This is a genomic window from Aquirufa sp. OSTEICH-129A, from assembly GCF_054558355.1.
On record NZ_JBPXKC010000003.1, the window covers coordinates 142,232 to 160,084 of the forward strand.

The following is a 17,853-nucleotide window of genomic DNA, read 5'->3' on the forward strand; positions in this document are numbered from 1 at the left end:
ATGTTAGTCCTATCCTATTTGTCCTTTGACTATCCTACGCTTTCTCTGCAAGATAGCCTTCAAAAGGCTTTAAAGGTAATAGAAGCACATAAAGTACCTGCACTAAGTGTATTGGATGGGAAAAAATGGGTGGGGACTATAACTGCCCTACAAGTAGCCCAAAACCTTTCCTCAGCGGCTAAATTGAAAGATATTCAAGCAGATTTCCAACAGGATAAATTAGAATTAGAAGAAGATATTTTAGCTAGTTTGCCCCTTTTTGAAAATACCGGATTTAGTTTATTGCCAGTAGTAAATGAAGAAGGCAATTGGATGGGCTATATTCATCAAGATGTAATTTCAACCATGTTTATTCAATCTGGATTTACTGGTAAAAATGGAGGGATTTTACGCATCTCCTTTCACGCTCAGCGGGATTCCATGAGTGTAATACTCCGTATCATTGAAGAAAATAAAGGCCTAATGGTGCGTAGTTTTTTTCATCGCTCTGAGAAAAATCCACAAGCCTTGCCTGAGTGGGTTATTCAAGTTCAAACTGACCAATTTTCTCAATTGGTAAAAAGCTTGGAACGACATGAGGTCGCCGTTGAAAAAGCCTTTACTTTTGGCCATCAAGAGGATGTGGATCAAGCTCGATTTGATTTACTTTTGAAATATTTAAATCCATAGTTTTGAGTCTAAAAATCGCCATTCATGGAAAATCCTTTACAGGTGATACCAAAAACCTAATGGTAGACTTATGGGCTGACATTATTGCTAAAAATTGTCAGATTACCCTTTCAGATGTATTTAAAGCACACTTACTAACACATTCCTTTGATGTGGAGCATATTCCTTCCTACTCATCTATGGAAGGTCCTAGCCATGTAGATATGGCCTGGAGTATTGGAGGGGATGGCACTTTGCTAGAAACCTTGACACACATTGGAGACAAAATGATACCCATTTTAGGTATCAACACAGGTAGGCTAGGGTTTTTAGCTACCATTTCACCCCAAGAAGTTTCTCAAGCGCTAGACTTTTTATTAGAAGGAAATTATCGGGTAGAAGAACGAGGACTAGTTGCGGTAAAAACCGAGATTGATCTTTTTGAAAACAAGTCCTTTGGCCTCAATGAAGTAGGAATCATGAAAACGGATACTTCCTCCATGATTGTTATAAAGGCCTATGTAGATGGCAATTACTTGAATTCTTATTGGGCAGATGGTTTAATTGTGTCCACGGCAACAGGCTCTACTGGCTATTCGCTTTCCGTAGGAGGGCCTTTGGTCATGCCTACTTCCGATATTTTTATTATTGCCCCCATGAGTCCGCATAACCTGAATGTGCGACCATTGGTAGTTTCTAGTGACACGCATTTACGATTCGAAGTGAGTAGTCGAAGTCAAAATTTCCTTATCTCCATAGATTCGCGATCCAAAGTAGTGGATAGCCAATTTAGTATTGAAGTTCAAAAAGCACCTTTCCCGGCTAGATTAATTAAAATCCCAGGTGATGATTTCCTTCAAACCCTAAGAAATAAATTAAATTGGGGATTGGACGTTAGAAACTAATGGAATCAAGGTATTTTTGATTGATTCAATCACCTCAATAAACAATTCCTAATGAATCATTTTCTTGAGTTCATTTAACTTCAATAATGCCTCGATTGGAGATAGCGAGTTGACATCTAATTTTTCCAATTGATCATTAACCTCTTTTAGGCCTGCTGGTATTTCGGCACCAAAAAGACTTAATTGATAATTAGCTTTGGGCATATCTTTTAACTTTTGGTCATGATCCTCTTTGATATGATCTTTTTCTAAATGTTGTAAAATTTCATGGGCCCTAAGTACCAATGCCGTAGGCATACCAGCCATTTGAGCCACATGAATACCAAAGCTATGCGCTGAACCTCCTGGTAATAATTTTCTTAGAAAAATGATTTTATTCCCCATTTCCTTGACAGAAACATGGAAATTTTTGATTCTAGGAAAATCATCCGACAACTGATTCAATTCGTGATAGTGGGTTGCAAAAAGGGTTTTAGCCCGACTCTTTGGATGGTTATGTAAATGCTCAGCAATGGCCCAAGCCATTGATACCCCATCGTAAGTAGACGTACCCCTTCCTATCTCATCTAAAAGGACCAAAGACTTGCTCGATAAATTATTTAAAATAGCTGCCGTCTCTGTCATTTCGACCATAAAGGTAGACTCCCCTTTGGATAAATTATCTGAGGCACCTACTCGTGTAAACACCTTATCTACCAAACCAATGCTAGCTGCCTGGGCAGGTACAAAGGAACCCATTTGTGCCATCAAAACAATCAATGCGGTCTGGCGCAACAAAGCAGATTTACCAGCCATATTGGGACCTGTGATCATCATGATTTGCTGAGATTCATTATCCAAATAAACATCATTGGGAACATAATTTTCCCCTACGGGTAATTGCTGTTCTATGACAGGATGACGACCTTCTTTGATATCAATCGTATCATTTTCCAACAATTCAGGTTGCACATACTGATGCTTTATGGCTATATTAGCAAAACTTTGTAACACATCCAGGGTTGCTATTCCTTGAGCATTCACTTGAATAAGTTCCAGATAATCCAAAGCTTCACGAATCAAATCTTGAAATATTCCATATTCAATTTGCGAAATACGATCCTCTGCGGTCAGAATTTTCTCTTCGTAAATTTTTAGTTCATCCGTAATGTATCGCTCAGCATTGACTAGCGTCTGCTTTCGAATCCACTCAGGTGGTACACGGTCTTTATGGGAATTGGTTACTTCTAGGTAATAACCAAAAACCTTATTATATGCCACTTTCAAGGATGATATCCCGGTACGTTCTATTTCTCTTTTTTGTAAATCTTGTAAATATCCTTTCCCGTTGGACGAGAGTAAATGTAGCTCGTCCAATTCTGCCAAAAATCCTGTTTTAATTATTCCCCCTTGATGTGCTAACATTGGGGCATCATCACGCAAGGCGTTTTCAATTTTTTCTACTAAAAGGGTACAAGGATTTAACCGTTCGGCCCATTTTTTCAAACTTCCTTGGCTATTATCCCATAATAATTCCTTGATTAAGGGAATTTGTTGCAATGCCCTTTTTAATTGAACCAACTCTCGGGGATTAATCCTGCTAGCTGCCACCTTTGAAATCAATCGCTCTAAATCACCTATTGGTTTCAAATAACTGAGCAATAAATCCAGTAAATCCTTGTTTTGAACCAGTTCAGCAACCCCAGATTGCCGATCTTGAATCTCAGCCAGCTGTTTAAGGGGTAGCACCATCCACTTGCGTAGTAGGCGAGCTCCCATAGCTGTCAGCGTTTGATCCATTAAGGATATCAAAGGAACACCCCCTTCTTGGGAGGGATGAATTAACTCCAAATTACGAATGGTAAACCGATCTAGCCAGACATATTTATCTTCCTCAATGCGTTGAATGGAAGAAATATGAGCTACTTGTTTATGTTCCGTTTCTGCCAAATAATGGAGAATTACCCCAGCAGCTATGATACCCAAGGGCATATCTTCAATTCCAAAACCCTTTAAATTTTGGGTTTTAAAATGCTGTGTTAATAATGGATAGGTAAAATCCTGTGTAAAAATCCATTCTTCTAAACTGAAAGAATGAAACTGATCGCCAAAGGAATCCAAAAATTGATTTCTACATTTTTTGGGATACAGAATTTCAGCTGGCAAAAAACTTTGAATCAGCTTTTGAATATAGGCTAATGGCCCCTGAGAGCACATATACTCTCCAGTGGAAATATCCAGTAAGGCCAATCCAAATAGATTTTGGGTAGTTGAAGGAAAGGCAATGGAGGCCAGGTAATTATTTCTTTTGTTATCTAAGACTTGATCATTAAAAGAAACGCCAGGTGTAACTAATTCTGTCACACCACGTTTGACTATTCCTTTCGCCTCAGCAGGATTTTCCAGTTGATCACAAATAGCTACTCGCTGTCCTGCCCGAACCAATTTGGGCAAATACACATCTAATGAATGATGAGGAAAACCTGCCAGATGATCATCCGCATTTCCATTATTACGACGCGTTAAAACAATTCCTAAAATTTTTGAAGCCTTGACTGCATCCTCCCCAAAAGTTTCATAAAAATCACCAACCCTGAAAAGCAAAATCGCTCCAGGGTACTTGGCTTTGATTTGATTAAATTGTCGGGAAAGTGGAGTTTCACCTTTTTTTAAAGGCTCTTGTCCATCTGCTGCTTTTCTGGCCAAATTAGAATAATATAAGGGAGGTAAAAATAAGAATTTTGCCCGAATTATTTCATCCTTCAGCTTAATTTTGAAGCTTAAATCCAAACAAAAATGAAAGTATTTTGGTTGAGAAAAAATAGCTTTTTAACGAAATACAAAAACTGAACAATGGATAATTTTCCGTTAAATAAACCTACCGAAAGAAGACAAATAAATTAGCGTTCAATATTCCTAGGTAAGCTATTTTTCAGGATAAGAAAATTAGAAATTGAAAAATTATTTCCCTATTTTGCCAAATAATTTCGAAACCCATAACTATGATTAATTCTTCCATATACATCAAATCTCAACAAGAGGTTTTTGATGTGGTGATTGTTGGCTCAGGTGCTGGTGGTGGTATGGCTGCCCATATGTTAACCAAAGCAGGAGCGAAAGTCTGTTTATTAGAAGCAGGTCAACCTTATGACCCAGCTGATCCCAAAAATATTACCCAATTAAAATGGCCTTATGAATCGCCGCGCCGTGGTGCAAACACCACTCGTCCATTTGGTGATTTTGATGCAGCCTATGGTGGCTGGGATATTGATGGTGAACCCTATACGCGTAAAGAGGGAACCAAATTTGATTGGTTTAGATCCCGTATGGTGGGAGGTAGAACCAACCACTGGGGACGTATCTCTTTGCGTTTTGGTCCAGATGATTTTAAAAGAAAAAGTATTGATGGTTTAGGTGATGACTGGCCTATTGGCTATGATGACATGAAGCCATATTACGATAAAGTAGACCGTTTAATTGGTGTTTTTGGAACCAATGAAGGAATGAGAAATAATCCAGATGGTATTTTCTTACCTCCTCCTAAGGCGCGTTTGCACGAATTAATGATTAAAAAGGCGAATAAGGCCATTGGTATTCCAACCATTCCTTCTCGTTTATCTATTTTAACTAAGCCCATAAATAATGAGCGTGGACAATGTTTCTATTGTGCACAATGCTCGAGAGCTTGCCAGGCCTATGCCGACTTCTCTTCATCTTCGGTATTAGTTAAACCCGCTGCAGCAACAGGTAATTTAACCTTATTGCCTTATGCCATGGCCAGAGAAGTCATGACAGATCCAATTTCAGGATTAGCCACTGGCGTTTCTTACGTACACACAGGTACCTTACAAGAGTACTCAGTAAAAGGTAAAATTGTTGTATTAGCGGCCTCTGCAGGAGAAACGGCACGTTTATTATTAAACTCAAAAAGCTCTCGCTTCCCGAATGGCATCGCTAACTCCAGTGGAGTGGTAGGTAAATACATCAACGACTCAACAGGAGCTTCTCGCTCGGCCATTATACCGGCTTTATTTGATCGTAAAACATACAATGAAGATGGTGTGGGTGGATCTCACATCTACTCTCCTTGGTGGGGTGATAACAGTAAATTAGATTTCCCTCGTGGATACCATATTGAATACGGTGGTGGTATGGGTATGCCTAGCTATGGTTTTGGTTGGGGTATTGAAGGATTAAATGGACGTGAAAACTTCACCCGTGATGGTTTGAAAAAAGCAGCCGGTGGATATGGAGCGACCTTGAAGGAAGATTACCGTCGCTTCTATGGTTCTTATGTCAGCTTTGCTGGTCGTGGAGAACCTGTACCAAGAGAAGACAACTACTGTGAAATTGATCCAAACGTAGTGGACAAATATGGTATACCAGTACTACGTTTCAACTATAAGTGGAGCGATTACGAAATCAAGCAAGCTAAGCACATGCAAGATACATTTGAACAAATTATCGATGCGATGGGTGGAAAGCCGATGGGTAAGAAACCTGGTGCTGATTCCAATTACGGTTTAGCTGATCCAGGACGTATCATCCACGAAGTAGGAACTGCTCGTATGGGTAACAATCCTAGTACATCCGTGGTAAACTCTAACTGTCAAGCGCATGATGTGAAGAACTTGTTCTTAGCTGATGCTGCACCATTTGTGTCTCAAGGGGATAAAAATGCCACTTGGACCATCTTAGCTTTATCGATGCGTACTTCCGAATATATTATTGATCAACGTAAAAAAGCCAATTTGTAATGAAAAGAAGAGATTATTTAAAAAATATCGGCTTAAGTTCATTGGGCTTAGCTGCATTGAATCCTCAAGTAAAAGCCATGGAGGCTTTAGAAGGGGCACCCGATCCTAAAAAAGTCGCTCCGATTAAAGTACCCAATGGTAGAACCTTAGATGAAGCGGAACGTGATGCCAAATTAATGGCTGAGAAGTTCCTAAATGCGCATGAATTAGCGACGATCACCATATTATCAGATATTATTATCCCGGCAGACGGTAAATCAGGAAGCGCTTCTCAAGCAGGAGTGACTAAGTTTATCGAGTTTATTGTTAAGGATAAGCCAGAATTTAAAACACCTATGCGAGGTGGATTAAGATGGTTAGATGGTGAATCTAAACGTCGTTTCAGTAAAGTATTCACTGAAATTACCCCTAAGCAACGTATTGAGATTGTCGAGGACATCGCCTATCCTGAAAAAATTAAGCCGCAGTTTTCTCAAGGTGTTAGTTTCTTTTCTTTGATGAGAAATTTAACAGCCACAGGATTCTATACGTCTAGAATCGGATTGGACGATTTAGCCTATAAAGGCAACACACCAAACGAATGGAAGGGTGTTCCTGATGACGTATTAAAGCAATACGGATTATCTTACGATGATTAAACATTCCGATTTATATCTTAAACCGGAAATTTTCAAACATATTCCTCATTTAGTGGCGGGTGTAAGTACCCGCCACGGAGGAAAAAGTCAAGCTCCCTATCATTCCCTAAACCTAGGGGTACATACTGACGACTCCCCTCACATCATTCAGGAAAATTTAAAGCTTCTATGTCAATCATTGGGTATCAATCCCCAAGACTTTGCTAGATCTTATCAAACTCATCAAGATCAAATTTGGGAATGCCAAAGTCCAGATTATCTGAGTGGATATGATGCCATCATCAGCACTAAAAAACAAATATTTTCAGCTGTTGGAATAGCGGATTGCTGTCCCATATTAATAGTCGACCCCATTCAAAAAATTACTGCTGCTATCCATGCAGGATGGAAAGGGTCCGTATTAGGCATAGTTACAAAAACGGCCCATGTTTTATTAGATAAATACCAAAGCAAACCTGAAGATATTTTGGCCTATATTGGACCATGCATTAGTTTAACTCATTTTGAGGTTGGGGATGAAGTGGCTGCCCAATTTCCTGATGATTGTAAACAAAAACCTGGCCTAAAATGGCATGTAGATTTAAAAAAACATCAGGTAAATCAATTAGAGGGTCTAGGGATTTCCCACATAGAAGTATCTCCTTGGTGTACGGTTGAACATAACGAACACTTTTTTTCGCATCGAAAAGAGCAAGGTATTACCGGCCGAATGCTAGCTTTTGCTGGTTTTCAAGACTAAATTTTTACCAAGTTTTTGAAATCTACTCGGCTTCGACTTTTCCAAATATGCCTCCTTAGGGGCTCCTCAAACAGATTCTAACCTTTCAAATTATCTATAAACTGATATTGTGCTCATCATGCCTTGACAAGCATTGGGTAATTAAGGCATTTTTTTGAAATTGCCTTCGAAATAATTCAATCAACCTAACCCTAAACACAATGAAAAAGTTAAAATTGACTTTAACTGTTTTAGAAAACAGAGATGCCTCTTTCGGAGGATCAAACGAAGTTGCCCTTGCTGGATCAACTTGTACCTGTACTTGTACTTGTTGCAAATCAAACAATGATGCACCTGCAGAAGCAACTGCCTAATTATTGATATGGGTGGAGATTTTTATCTCCACCCATTTTTATAAAATACCTTTCCACACATGAAAACTACGATACCCCACCAAGCCATATTTTGTGGTCCAGATTCTCTATTCATCTTAGATGGTGACCAAAATTTAATAGAAATCAATGGAGAATCATCCTCCCTTATCAAAGAGATTCTTAAAGAAATTAGTCAGGAGCATTCGCTAAAAAGTATTTTCGAAATCCACCAAGATCAATTTGAAAACGATAATGCCTCATTTCAAGAATTAATAGATTGGATGTTGGATAAACAACTAATCCAACAATCAGCCCAAATTCAAAAAATTAAAATTCATGTATTAATTGATTCCTTCCCAACTAATCAATCCGCCTACCTCATTGATTCCCTAAATCAAGTAAATGAAAATCAAATAGAATACATCCAGGAGGACTCCCTCAAGAATGCCGATTTAATCCTTTTTGTAGGTTCACTTTTAAATCAACGCAAAAAAATCCAGCAATTAGCCCAACTTAGTTATGAAACAAAAATCCCACTGCTGTATTCAGAAATTGATCGTTCGTCCTTCACGATTGGTCCTATTATTTCCTCCGATCTGTTAAGCCCATGCTTGAATTGTTTTGCCGATAGAAAGCAAGTGATGTTAAAAAATCCCAAAGCTTTTTCGTCCCTACAAAAAGCGCAAAACCACGAATATATTTTCAAGCCATCCCTTAAACATAAATTATATTATGCTGCCTTCGTGAATTTCCTGGGTCGTGAAATTCAAAAATTTTTCTACTCCAACTTGTCCAATTCTCCTCTGCTGGGTCAAAGCTATTATGTAAATGGACAGTCATTAGAAATACAAAAAAGCAAAATCCTAAAAGTGCCTCATTGCACCATTTGCTGCAAGAAGAATCAATCCATGACTTTCAATAATTAAGATGAAGAATCCAACAATAAATTGGGTTAAAGGTGATTTAATCCATGGAAATCAATACCAAATTCCAACAAGAAGGTGCTTGCCTACTGGCTTGTTCCAAAGCTATGTTGAAGCCTCGCATCTCAATTTATTGGCTTCGAATACTGATGGGATCCAAGGTTCAGGAATTGGTTTTAATCAAATTGAGGCTCATAATTCAGCCATAGGTGAATGGGTAGAAAGATATGCTGCCTCTCATCAAGATTTCAAGGACTTGGTATTTGCCACGGAAGATGAATTAAAAAGTCAGCACAAATCATTCTTACCTGTTGAATCTTACATTCCCTTTCTTCCAGAACAATATGGAGAAGATTTACCATATCACCCTTGGAATAAAGAGGCTAAAATTAGTTGGATTGAAGGTAAAAATATATTGAACCAACAGTCCATTTTGGTACCAGCCTTCGCTGTTCATTTACCCCATAATACGGATTGGGATCAAAAAAAGTCCTATGTTCTTCAAACTTCCACAGGAATATCAGCAGGAGAAAACTTACAAAAATCCATGATAGGAGGCTTTTTGGAATGCGCTGAAAGAAATGCATTTGCTGAATTTTGGTACCGACAAGATTATTGGATACATCGCATTAGACGAATGAATCAAAGCTCAGTATTAAAGGCCTACCCAAACCCAAACATCCAGCATTTATTTGATAATACGAGAGTTCAAATCCAACTATTTGATTTATCTCCAATTAGTCCGATTGAAACGCACGTGGTTGTTTTATTTTTCCCGTACAAAGGACAAATACTCCAATCCATGGGCTGTGCTGCTCGATTTAATCGGGAAGATTCCATCATCAAAGCATGCTTGGAAGCTTACCAAGGAATTGAATATGCCATTGGATTAAGTCAAAAACCTGCTGACTGGATACTAGATCAGGAAGGATTTGTTTCCATCAATAGTTTTGACAAGCATTTTGCATTTTATAATCGCTTTCCTCATTGGAGAGTAAAATCTCCCATACTTCAAGCCGCCTCCTTGTTGGATACCTTCTTTCCAAAAAATGAAAAAACAAAGAAAAAAATTTGTGCTTGGGAAGAAGTAAACCAGCTTGGCTTAAGTCATATTTTGGTCGTACCCTTAAGCACAGAAGATGTACAATCCCAAGGTTTTGAAGTAGTCCGAGTGATTGTCCCTGGGTGGAATTTACTCACCGGAGTACATACTCAGCCCTTTTTGAAAAATTTACATCCACAAGTAGGTGAAAACCTATTTACTACCTATCCACATCCTTTCCCATAAATCATGAAAACAAGATTCATTTTTTTACTCCTCACCTTCCTATTACCAAGCATTTGCTGGTCACAAGGCAATTTAGAATCCTTCATTCAAGATGTTCAAAAAATAACTTGGAAGACACCTAAAGATAGTTTACAAAAAATCATATCCTCTATGAATAACCATCCCAGCAACGACTATTACTATTGGTATTGGAATGCCTATGCACATTATATGGATTATTTCAATTATAAATTATCGATACCTGCCGAAGAGAAAAAAGCACAGTTATGCCTAGAAGAAGCCAGCAAATACTTAAGCAAAATACCCAAATCTAACTCTGAAACCCTGGCTTTGCAGTCGCTTATAGATGGCTTGAAACTCAATTTTACCAATGTCTTTTTATTGCCTATTAAAGCCGGAAAGGTGGGTAAATTAGCCGAAAGAGCCATCGAATTAAATCCCAAAAATCCTCGTGCTTATTATGCATTAGCGATTTATGATTTTTATACCCCAAAAATGTATGGAGGTAGAAAAATCGTAGAATTAAATCTGAGCAAAGCCATTTCACTCCCTTTAAGCTCACCTGAAAACGCGAAGGAACCACAATGGGGAATCACGGAATCCTATTTATTCCTCATTCGATATCTAAAGGAAGAAAATCAAAAGGCTAAAGCATTACACTATTTGCAAGAGGCCAAAACCAAGTTTCCGAATAATACCTTATTTCTTCAGTATAAACTTTAACACCATGGCAAAGGTCAGAAACCTATTATTTGAACCGTGTATTACTGATGTTTCCTATGATTTTTTGGAACAAAGTAAACTTTATAGCTTTCAAGCTAAGGAATATAGTGAGCGACTTAATGCGGTTATGTCCAGTGACTATTTCATGAGCCATATCAGTCAGCATAGCATTGAGTTGGGATTTTGTGAAGAATATGATTTATTGAAAATGGATGAAATACCTCCTTTGGCGCAAGCCTTGAATCAATTAAATCGCCTAAGAAATAGCCAAAGAAATTACGACCAAATCAACAAAATATCTTTGCAAGACCTTTCCCATTTTCTTCAGCTGAGCTATACCATAACCCAACGGTTTGACGCATCATTATTAATGCCTCCACGTAGAAATATACCATCCGGGGGAGGCTTATACCCTATCGATGTGTACCTCATAAACCAACATATTACCGAGCTTCCTTTAGGTGTCTTTATATACGACTTGTTTACCAATAAACTTAAATTATTGCATGCTTATGACCATCAAGAATCGCTAAATCAAGCATTAAATAAGACCCTATTTGCTCAACAAAAAAATGATATAGATTATAGCCATGCCAGTGCATTTTTAGTTTTAGGGGCAGAATTAGAGAGATCTTGTTTCAAATACCTAGACAGAGGCATTCGCTGGGCTATCCTAGAGGCAGGAGAAATAGTGCAAGCCATGTATTTAGCAAGCGCATCTTTAGACCTGGGAAGTTGTGCTATCGGGGGATTCAATGATGAAGCCTTAGCTCAGTTAATCGGCTATCAAAATCCAAGTCAAATTACACTCTTAGCTCTAGCCTTAGGAAAATAACATGAGCTACCTACTTAATCCTGACTTTAAGCTGATTTATCAGAAGGAAAGTTCTGAAGATCTGTTTTTTAAGCATTCTTGGAAGGATTGTCTTATTCAAATCAGTCAATTAGAATGGGAAATACTATCCCATTTGGTCAAGCATCGAGATCAACATAAAACATTGGCTTACTTGAGGCAAAGTTATGAGGCAGATAATAACATCCTACATCAATTAATAGAGTATTCCCTAGAAATCGAATTACTGATTCCAGAGGAATCCTATGAAGCATACTTGAACCAAAAGCATCAGAAGATTAAGCAAGGTATTTCAACTTGGAAAATGGGGGTTATTAAACTATTTTCTCTACTATCTATACCCATTGAATTCATTGGTAGTGGGAATCTACGATTTTATAAAATTGCCAAAATTCCATTGGAGAATACTTGGATCGAGGTTTTAGCAAAGAATTCTATCTTTCAATATGCCTTTATTTCCCTGAATATAATTCTATTCACCATGGGTATTTACCCAATAGTTAACAATGCACAATTTCTTCAGCAATGGCTATCGTTCGAATTATGGGGTGAAAGTTCGATGCTACTACCTTTTTTAATTGTCGGCTTATTAGTTACAAGCTTTTTACATGAACTAGCCCATTATACCACCTACTTGAGATATGGTGGAATGGTAGCAGATTTAGGATTTTCCTGGGTACTAGGGTTCATTCCATTTATTCATATTACTACCAACTCGCTTCATTTCTGGGAAAATAATACCCATAAAAGAATCGTGATATTGGCAGGTATCCTACTAGACCTTTCCTTATTCTTGGGCATAAATTTTATTTTGAACTTGAATCTTGACAAAGTCTGGCTATCTCATTGGCAATTCATACAAGGCTTTATTGCTTTCCGTGTTCTATTTAATAGTATTCCTTTTATCCCCGGAACAGATGGATATTTTTTAGTATCAGACTGGCTAAAAGAACCAGCACTATTTCATGAAGCTAGTCGCTCATTTCAAAAATTCAAATCGACCATCTTTCAAAGGGAAGCTAAAGTATTACTTACCAAAGACTATATCTACCTAGCCTATATCTTAATGAGCTATTGCTTTATTACAGCCTATTACTGCCTACTTGCTCTTTGGATAATCCTTCCCTATTTCATTAGTATTCTACCATGAAAAGAATAAGTTTCCTCCTTTGTTTTTTAGCTTTTTCAATCCTGACCAATGCACAATCTGGAATTAAGGGAAGAATAATTGACCACTACCACCAAATCTATTTGGAAAATGTAAGCATATATTTAATCCAAAATAAACTCAGCTCAATCAGCGATTCCACAGGCTCATTTGAATTCAAGCCATTAAACAAAGGACTTCCAGATACATTAATTGTATCCCTTCTAGGTTACAAAAAACGAATAATCCCCATCACGGATTATCTATTTAAAAACATTCAACTTGCCTTAGATAAGCCTAATGCGCTTTCAGAAATTAAAGTAAAAGCAAGTGTTCCTATGTCGGAAGATTTTGTAAATCAAAAATTAAATTTCTTAGATGTGGTATTAAATGCTTCCTCAAAAGCAGATCCCCTATTGGCTGTACAATCCTCCACTGCTGCTAGTCCTTATGGAGAATCTGCCACCATCAGTTTTCGTGGCAGTAATCCCCAATTAAGCCAAATTTATATCAATGATATTCCCATACCTGAACCAGTCAAGTTCACCCAAATGTCGAGCATAGGAACTTTTAGCCTTATTCCCATCAATACGCTTAAAGATTTACTTATTTTCCCAAGTAACCCTCCAATTGACCTGATGAATGCGAGCACCGGTGTCGTTCAAATTCAAACCATTGAATCATTCAATAAGCCAAAAGTCGAACTAGATCTTAGCCTTGGACAAGCAGGTCTTTATTGGACTCCTTGGGTTAAAGGGAACAATGGAATAAGTGTTTTTAGGCATCATCAGTTTGGTACTTTATTAAAACACCTTAACCCAAAGTCTTTTCTTGATTTGCCCTATTTTAATGAAAGTGATTGGGGAATAAATGCCCATTTTCAAACAAAAAACCTTTGGAGAATTAAGCTCTTTAATTTATTTATGACGGAAAAATATGCAAGTCTATTTCGGCATCCCTCCTATGAGGGTTTATTTACATATCAAAAAACTAGACATGTTCAAACGATCAATCTGTCGAAACTGCTTGAACGTGCTCAATGGACTTTCAAATTTGGACTACATGAGTCTGAACAACAGGATAGCACAGGGAATTATGTATACCGACCTAAATCGATTCACATTTTCAGTGGCATCGATTTTCAATTATTTCCAAAAGAAAGTTGGACTATAAAAATGGGTTATCAATGGCTACAAGCCAAAACCAATTACCAAATAAAAATTCCCTTTTATAACTTTGATTATCGACCACAATCACGTTTTATACCCTATTCCAATAAATCTAAACTATCACAACATGAACTTTTTATCAGCAGTAACTATTCAATATCGAATTCATTTAGGATAGGCGCTGGCCTTAAACTCACTCATTCTAGTCCTGAAAATTTATCGCTTTTTTCGCATCAGCTTCACACAAGATGGTATATTCACGATTCTAAAACCTATACCAACCTAGCATGGAGCAAGCATATAGCCAGTCTATTCCATACCGAAAAAGGCTACATCTGGGTCAATACCCAGCAATTATCATGGGATATTATTCATGAAAAAGAATTATCCAAATGGAGTTTTAATGCTTTTTATAAAACAGAAAAATCCGTCTTAAATGAAGGAAAAGCATGGGGAACAGAGTTAAACTACAGTCTTTTAAGGGCGAAATCAAAACATGAAATTGGCATAGGCAGCCATTGGAGTGAAATTCAAACAGGATCTATTATTCAAAAATCCCCCTACCAAATTCCCTATTTTTTGCGTACCCAATCACAATGGAAATGGCCTTGGTTTGATGTAAGTATCAGCCAAGTCTTCCGATCGGGTAATTATTATAAATCCCTACTAGCTACTACATATGACCCTGACTTGAATATCCATATTCCACAATTTGAAAACGTGGCCAACAAGACTTTATCTCCCTATTGGAGGATGGATGCCATGATTAGTAAAATCATTCAAAAAACCGATAAATCTTCATGGATCATTTATTTGTCTGTCGGTAATATAGTCAACAAGGACAATGTTAGAGCCATGAATTACAACCAAGATTACCAATTTTCCTTTCAAGAATTTTACCAGAAAAGAATTTTCTATCTAGGCGTTCAACTGAGATGGTGAAATACTATTTGGCGTTCGAGTCGCGTAAAAACTGTTGTCTTGAAATATTTTCTTTGGGCAAAAACTCGTAGGCTTTTTTCCATTCCTTTTTCTTTAAATCCCCATTTTTGATGGATTGAATGAAATTAATCCAAGCAAAAGGATTTGTTAAGGATAAAATAGGACTTGCATAAAATGTTCTGTTAGCCTGTGCAGCAACCATTTGATCTGAGAAATTCCTGAAATTTGAGGAAGCTCCCATACCAGCTTGTAAGGCAAAAACATTGAGTTTGGATTGTTCCAAATTATTGGCCAAAATACCCCTTTGTTTCTCATCCCTTAAACGCATATTAAGAAACGCTTGCTTAAATTCCTCCTCAGAACTATGCGGAAAAACTTTTACTTCAGATAGTATCTTTGATTCCTCTGACAAGGAGATAATTGCTCTATGGACTTGGTCCGTATTTTTAGGAATGATGTAATATTTTTTTTGATAACCTACATAAGTAAACACCAAACTATCTCCGGGAAAAACATACATTTCCACCATACCAAAATTATCACTCAAAGCCCCTCTACCTGCCTTTGGATTATATACATAGGCTAAAGGTAAGTCTTCAGCTTTGGTTGCTGTAACTACCCTTCCTAGAAATAATACCGTCTTATCTTGGCCTTGAGCCATAAGATCTTGACTGAGGCCTGCAACTAAAAAGAAAAGTCCCAATATGACTTGTTTGCAAATTTTCATTGAGCTGCAAATAATATTTTTATGTTTTAATTGATCCATTCCTAAACGAATGAAGCTTAAAATAATTTCAAAAAAGTAATAATAAATGGTATGGATAATAATAAACCATCAAATCGGTCTAAAAAACCACCATGCCCAGGAATTGTATTTGCAGAATCCTTGATATTAATGCTTCGCTTAAATAAAGATTCTACTAAATCACCATAAGTCCCTGCTACTACAATAATGCCTCCAATGGCAAACCATTCCCATACTTGGTAATTGGTAAAATATATGGAAATAAAATATGCTGCCAACATAGCACTCAATAATCCTCCTACCAAACCTTCCCAAGACTTTTTGGGAGAAACCCTTTCAAACAATTTAGTTTTACCAAAATAAGTTCCAGCAAAATAAGCCCCAGAATCACTCGCCCACAATAAAAACAAACAACCCATAATAATGTTCGCATCATAAGCACCCGATCTCATAAAAGCCAATACGGTCAATAAGGCAAAGGGCAATGCCACATAAATTATTCCCAAAAAGGTAAAAGCAATATTCTGAAAAGGTTTTCCATCATTTGATTTATACAACTTGATAAAAAAGATAATGGTTAACAATGGCGATAGAATGTAATAATTATGGTAGCCTATCATCCCTTTTTCGATAAAAAATGTCAGTAAATGGAGAATAACCCCACAAAAGGTTCCATAAAAAGTCAAAGGTAAATTCCCTTCTAAACTTCCCACTAATTTATAAAATTCCAATTGAGCCAAAACACCTATCAACAGGAATAATCCTAAAAAAGTATAGTCATTAAAATTGATACAAAATAGCAAAAATGGAACGGCAATCACCGCCGCAATAATCCTTTGCCATAAATTACTCAAATTGGACAAGCCCATAGGTTGATGTTAAATCTTGGTTTCAGCGATGGCTAATTTAGCCTGATCGACATGATCTTGGTGTACGTATAATTCAAATACCCCTAAATTGTAAGGGCTTATTTTCTTGTTAATTACCACGGCTGGAATTTCATAGCTATCAGCAAGCATCGACTTCAACAATTCCAAATCAATGCCATTTTGAGAAGAACCCAACAAAACCCAATCCTTGATCATATTTCCTCTCTTTGTTGATACATTAAACGAATATAATAAATAAGAAACATCAATGAAATGGCCGCAGACCACCAAGGAATCACGTCCCCTACTTGTTCAGGATCTAAATCAATCAACTTTTCTTGATGCAGGTATGATAAAGTTAATGTCCAAGCATTATTGAAAAAATGCGCAAGAATAGGCAACCAAATATTCCTAAACCAAATGTACAGATAGCCAAAAAAAGCTCCTAAAAGCATCCTAGGAAGGAATCCATAAAATTGAAAATGGATGAAACTGAAAATAGCCGCTGAAAGCCACACGGCCACATGAACATTGACTACATATCGCTCCAAGAGATTTTGTAAAACACCACGAAAAAACAATTCCTCTCCAATAGCAGCCATACCAGCTATGACAGCAAGTGCTGTCAAAAAATCCATGGGTGTCTCAAAATGCAATAAAAACTTGGTCAAACGAGCCATATTATCCTCTGAGGACCGCATCCATGTTTCTAATTCCTCATAACCTGCCGGAAGTATAATCGATTGATTCCATTCAATGATGTACTCCATCATGGGAATAGAAACAATTAATGCAATAATCGACCATGAAAATATTCGCCAAGAAGGTGCCTCGAGTGGACTTAATTCATATAATGACTTTTTTTCTATAAATCTCAAATAAGCCCAAGAGCCTCCTACAAATGTAAATAAGGAAACAAACCATTGTAAGGCCATTATTCCCTTAAATGCACCATCGTATTTCTCGGGACTAGCCATAAAATTCAATACCAGCTTTTGAAATTCTACCACATTGGTAGTAGGAAATTCCATAATTAAAACTACCGCTACTAAGCCCAAAAACTGCCCCAAAAAGCTTCCAAGCAGAAAAAATCCCAATAGGCTAAGTAACTTTGAAAATAGACCCAACAAACGTGCTGGCCCAGAAATATAGTTTTCTTCCATAATGGTCGTAAA

Annotated in this window: 17 protein-coding genes; 12 read left to right on the plus strand and 5 right to left on the minus strand. The window is 37.3% G+C overall.

Going from position 1 to position 17,853, the window contains the following annotated elements; translation table 11 throughout:
* Both SKC36_RS07135 and SKC36_RS07140 read left to right on the plus strand, forming a co-directional pair.
* Window positions 1–669 carry a hypothetical protein gene (locus SKC36_RS07135; RefSeq protein WP_459453510.1) on the plus strand — a complete coding sequence of 223 codons (669 nt, stop codon included), beginning with the start codon at window positions 1–3 and terminating at the stop codon, window positions 667–669.
* Window positions 670–671: 2 nt separating this feature from the next.
* Entirely contained in the window at window positions 672–1,553 is an 882-nt protein-coding gene (locus SKC36_RS07140; protein WP_459453509.1) for an NAD kinase, read from the plus strand.
* Between the two features lie 48 nt (window positions 1,554–1,601).
* Here the strand turns inward: SKC36_RS07140 and mutS are convergent, their stop codons facing one another.
* Window positions 1,602–4,238: a DNA mismatch repair protein MutS gene (gene mutS / locus SKC36_RS07145; protein ID WP_459465403.1), complete on the minus strand. Its 2,637-nt coding sequence runs from the start codon at window positions 4,236–4,238 to the stop codon at window positions 1,602–1,604.
* Window positions 4,239–4,534: 296 nt separating this feature from the next.
* On the opposite strand from mutS, the gene SKC36_RS07150 reads away from it, so the two are divergent.
* The 10 genes from SKC36_RS07150 to SKC36_RS07195 all read left to right on the plus strand — a co-directional run bounded on the left by SKC36_RS07150 (window position 4,535) and on the right by SKC36_RS07195 (window position 15,064).
* Window positions 4,535–6,289 (plus strand): GMC family oxidoreductase, encoded by a 1,755-nt coding sequence (locus SKC36_RS07150; protein ID WP_459453507.1) that lies wholly within the window; start codon window positions 4,535–4,537, stop codon window positions 6,287–6,289.
* Window positions 6,289–6,927: a gluconate 2-dehydrogenase subunit 3 family protein gene (locus SKC36_RS07155; protein ID WP_459453506.1), complete on the plus strand. Its 639-nt coding sequence runs from the start codon at window positions 6,289–6,291 to the stop codon at window positions 6,925–6,927. Before SKC36_RS07150 ends, SKC36_RS07155 begins: the two co-directional genes overlap by 1 nt.
* Complete coding sequence (gene pgeF, locus SKC36_RS07160; protein WP_459453505.1) at window positions 6,920–7,666, plus strand: peptidoglycan editing factor PgeF; 747 nt, start codon at window positions 6,920–6,922, stop codon at window positions 7,664–7,666. The genes SKC36_RS07155 and pgeF overlap by 8 nt, the downstream gene beginning before the upstream one ends.
* Window positions 7,667–7,866: 200 nt before the next feature.
* Window positions 7,867–8,019 (plus strand): hypothetical protein, encoded by a 153-nt coding sequence (locus SKC36_RS07165; protein WP_161566853.1) that lies wholly within the window; start codon window positions 7,867–7,869, stop codon window positions 8,017–8,019.
* A 59-nt stretch (window positions 8,020–8,078) separates the two neighbouring features.
* Window positions 8,079–8,945, plus strand: a complete 867-nt coding sequence (locus tag SKC36_RS07170; protein ID WP_459453504.1) for a TOMM precursor leader peptide-binding protein — start codon at window positions 8,079–8,081, stop codon at window positions 8,943–8,945.
* A gap of 1 nt (window position 8,946) precedes the next feature.
* On the plus strand, window positions 8,947–10,230 hold the full coding sequence (locus tag SKC36_RS07175; RefSeq protein ID WP_459465405.1) for a YcaO-like family protein: 1,284 nt from the start codon (window positions 8,947–8,949) through the stop codon (window positions 10,228–10,230).
* A gap of 3 nt (window positions 10,231–10,233) precedes the next feature.
* Window positions 10,234–10,953, plus strand: a complete 720-nt coding sequence (locus tag SKC36_RS07180; RefSeq protein WP_459465407.1) for a tetratricopeptide repeat protein — start codon at window positions 10,234–10,236, stop codon at window positions 10,951–10,953.
* 4 nt (window positions 10,954–10,957) lie between these two features.
* Window positions 10,958–11,788, plus strand: coding sequence for a SagB family peptide dehydrogenase (locus SKC36_RS07185; protein ID WP_459453501.1), 831 nt, complete (start codon window positions 10,958–10,960; stop codon window positions 11,786–11,788).
* Window position 11,789: 1 nt separating this feature from the next.
* Complete coding sequence (locus tag SKC36_RS07190; RefSeq protein WP_459453500.1) at window positions 11,790–12,956, plus strand: zinc metalloprotease; 1,167 nt, start codon at window positions 11,790–11,792, stop codon at window positions 12,954–12,956.
* Complete coding sequence (locus SKC36_RS07195; protein ID WP_459465409.1) at window positions 12,953–15,064, plus strand: carboxypeptidase-like regulatory domain-containing protein; 2,112 nt, start codon at window positions 12,953–12,955, stop codon at window positions 15,062–15,064. Before SKC36_RS07190 ends, SKC36_RS07195 begins: the two co-directional genes overlap by 4 nt.
* Before the next feature lie 4 nt (window positions 15,065–15,068).
* On the opposite strand, the gene SKC36_RS07200 is transcribed toward SKC36_RS07195, so the two are convergent.
* From SKC36_RS07200 to SKC36_RS07215, 4 genes are read right to left on the minus strand one after another with little or no spacing between them, the layout of a single operon-like run.
* Window positions 15,069–15,791 carry a peptidase associated/transthyretin-like domain-containing protein gene (locus SKC36_RS07200; protein WP_459453497.1) on the minus strand — a complete coding sequence of 241 codons (723 nt, stop codon included), beginning with the start codon at window positions 15,789–15,791 and terminating at the stop codon, window positions 15,069–15,071.
* Window positions 15,792–15,847: 56 nt separating this feature from the next.
* Window positions 15,848–16,678, minus strand: coding sequence for a phosphatidate cytidylyltransferase (locus SKC36_RS07205; RefSeq protein ID WP_459453496.1), 831 nt, complete (start codon window positions 16,676–16,678; stop codon window positions 15,848–15,850).
* 9 nt (window positions 16,679–16,687) lie between these two features.
* Entirely contained in the window at window positions 16,688–16,894 is a 207-nt protein-coding gene (locus SKC36_RS07210) for a putative signal transducing protein (RefSeq protein ID WP_459453495.1), read from the minus strand.
* On the minus strand, window positions 16,891–17,841 hold the full coding sequence (locus SKC36_RS07215) for a CPBP family intramembrane glutamic endopeptidase (protein WP_459465411.1): 951 nt from the start codon (window positions 17,839–17,841) through the stop codon (window positions 16,891–16,893). Before SKC36_RS07215 ends, SKC36_RS07210 begins: the two co-directional genes overlap by 4 nt.
* Window positions 17,842–17,853 lie beyond the last annotated feature (12 nt).

Excerpts from the sequence above, each read along its gene's own strand:
- SKC36_RS07135 (WP_459453510.1), top strand. The coding sequence starts at position 1 with ATGTTAGTCCTATCCTATTTGTCCTTTGACTATCCTACGCTTTCTCTG.
- SKC36_RS07150 (WP_459453507.1), top strand. The coding sequence starts at position 4,535 with ATGATTAATTCTTCCATATACATCAAATCTCAACAAGAGGTTTTTGAT.
- SKC36_RS07155 (WP_459453506.1), top strand. The coding sequence starts at position 6,289 with ATGAAAAGAAGAGATTATTTAAAAAATATCGGCTTAAGTTCATTGGGC.
- pgeF (WP_459453505.1), top strand. The coding sequence starts at position 6,920 with ATGATTAAACATTCCGATTTATATCTTAAACCGGAAATTTTCAAACAT.
- SKC36_RS07165 (WP_161566853.1), top strand. The coding sequence starts at position 7,867 with ATGAAAAAGTTAAAATTGACTTTAACTGTTTTAGAAAACAGAGATGCC.
- SKC36_RS07170 (WP_459453504.1), top strand. The coding sequence starts at position 8,079 with ATGAAAACTACGATACCCCACCAAGCCATATTTTGTGGTCCAGATTCT.
- SKC36_RS07175 (WP_459465405.1), top strand. The coding sequence starts at position 8,947 with ATGAAGAATCCAACAATAAATTGGGTTAAAGGTGATTTAATCCATGGA.
- SKC36_RS07180 (WP_459465407.1), top strand. The coding sequence starts at position 10,234 with ATGAAAACAAGATTCATTTTTTTACTCCTCACCTTCCTATTACCAAGC.
- SKC36_RS07185 (WP_459453501.1), top strand. The coding sequence starts at position 10,958 with ATGGCAAAGGTCAGAAACCTATTATTTGAACCGTGTATTACTGATGTT.
- SKC36_RS07190 (WP_459453500.1), top strand. The coding sequence starts at position 11,790 with ATGAGCTACCTACTTAATCCTGACTTTAAGCTGATTTATCAGAAGGAA.
- SKC36_RS07195 (WP_459465409.1), top strand. The coding sequence starts at position 12,953 with ATGAAAAGAATAAGTTTCCTCCTTTGTTTTTTAGCTTTTTCAATCCTG.
- SKC36_RS07200 (WP_459453497.1), bottom strand. The coding sequence starts at position 15,791 with ATGAAAATTTGCAAACAAGTCATATTGGGACTTTTCTTTTTAGTTGCA.
- SKC36_RS07205 (WP_459453496.1), bottom strand. The coding sequence starts at position 16,678 with ATGGGCTTGTCCAATTTGAGTAATTTATGGCAAAGGATTATTGCGGCG.
- SKC36_RS07210 (WP_459453495.1), bottom strand. The coding sequence starts at position 16,894 with ATGATCAAGGATTGGGTTTTGTTGGGTTCTTCTCAAAATGGCATTGAT.
- SKC36_RS07215 (WP_459465411.1), bottom strand. The coding sequence starts at position 17,841 with ATGGAAGAAAACTATATTTCTGGGCCAGCACGTTTGTTGGGTCTATTT.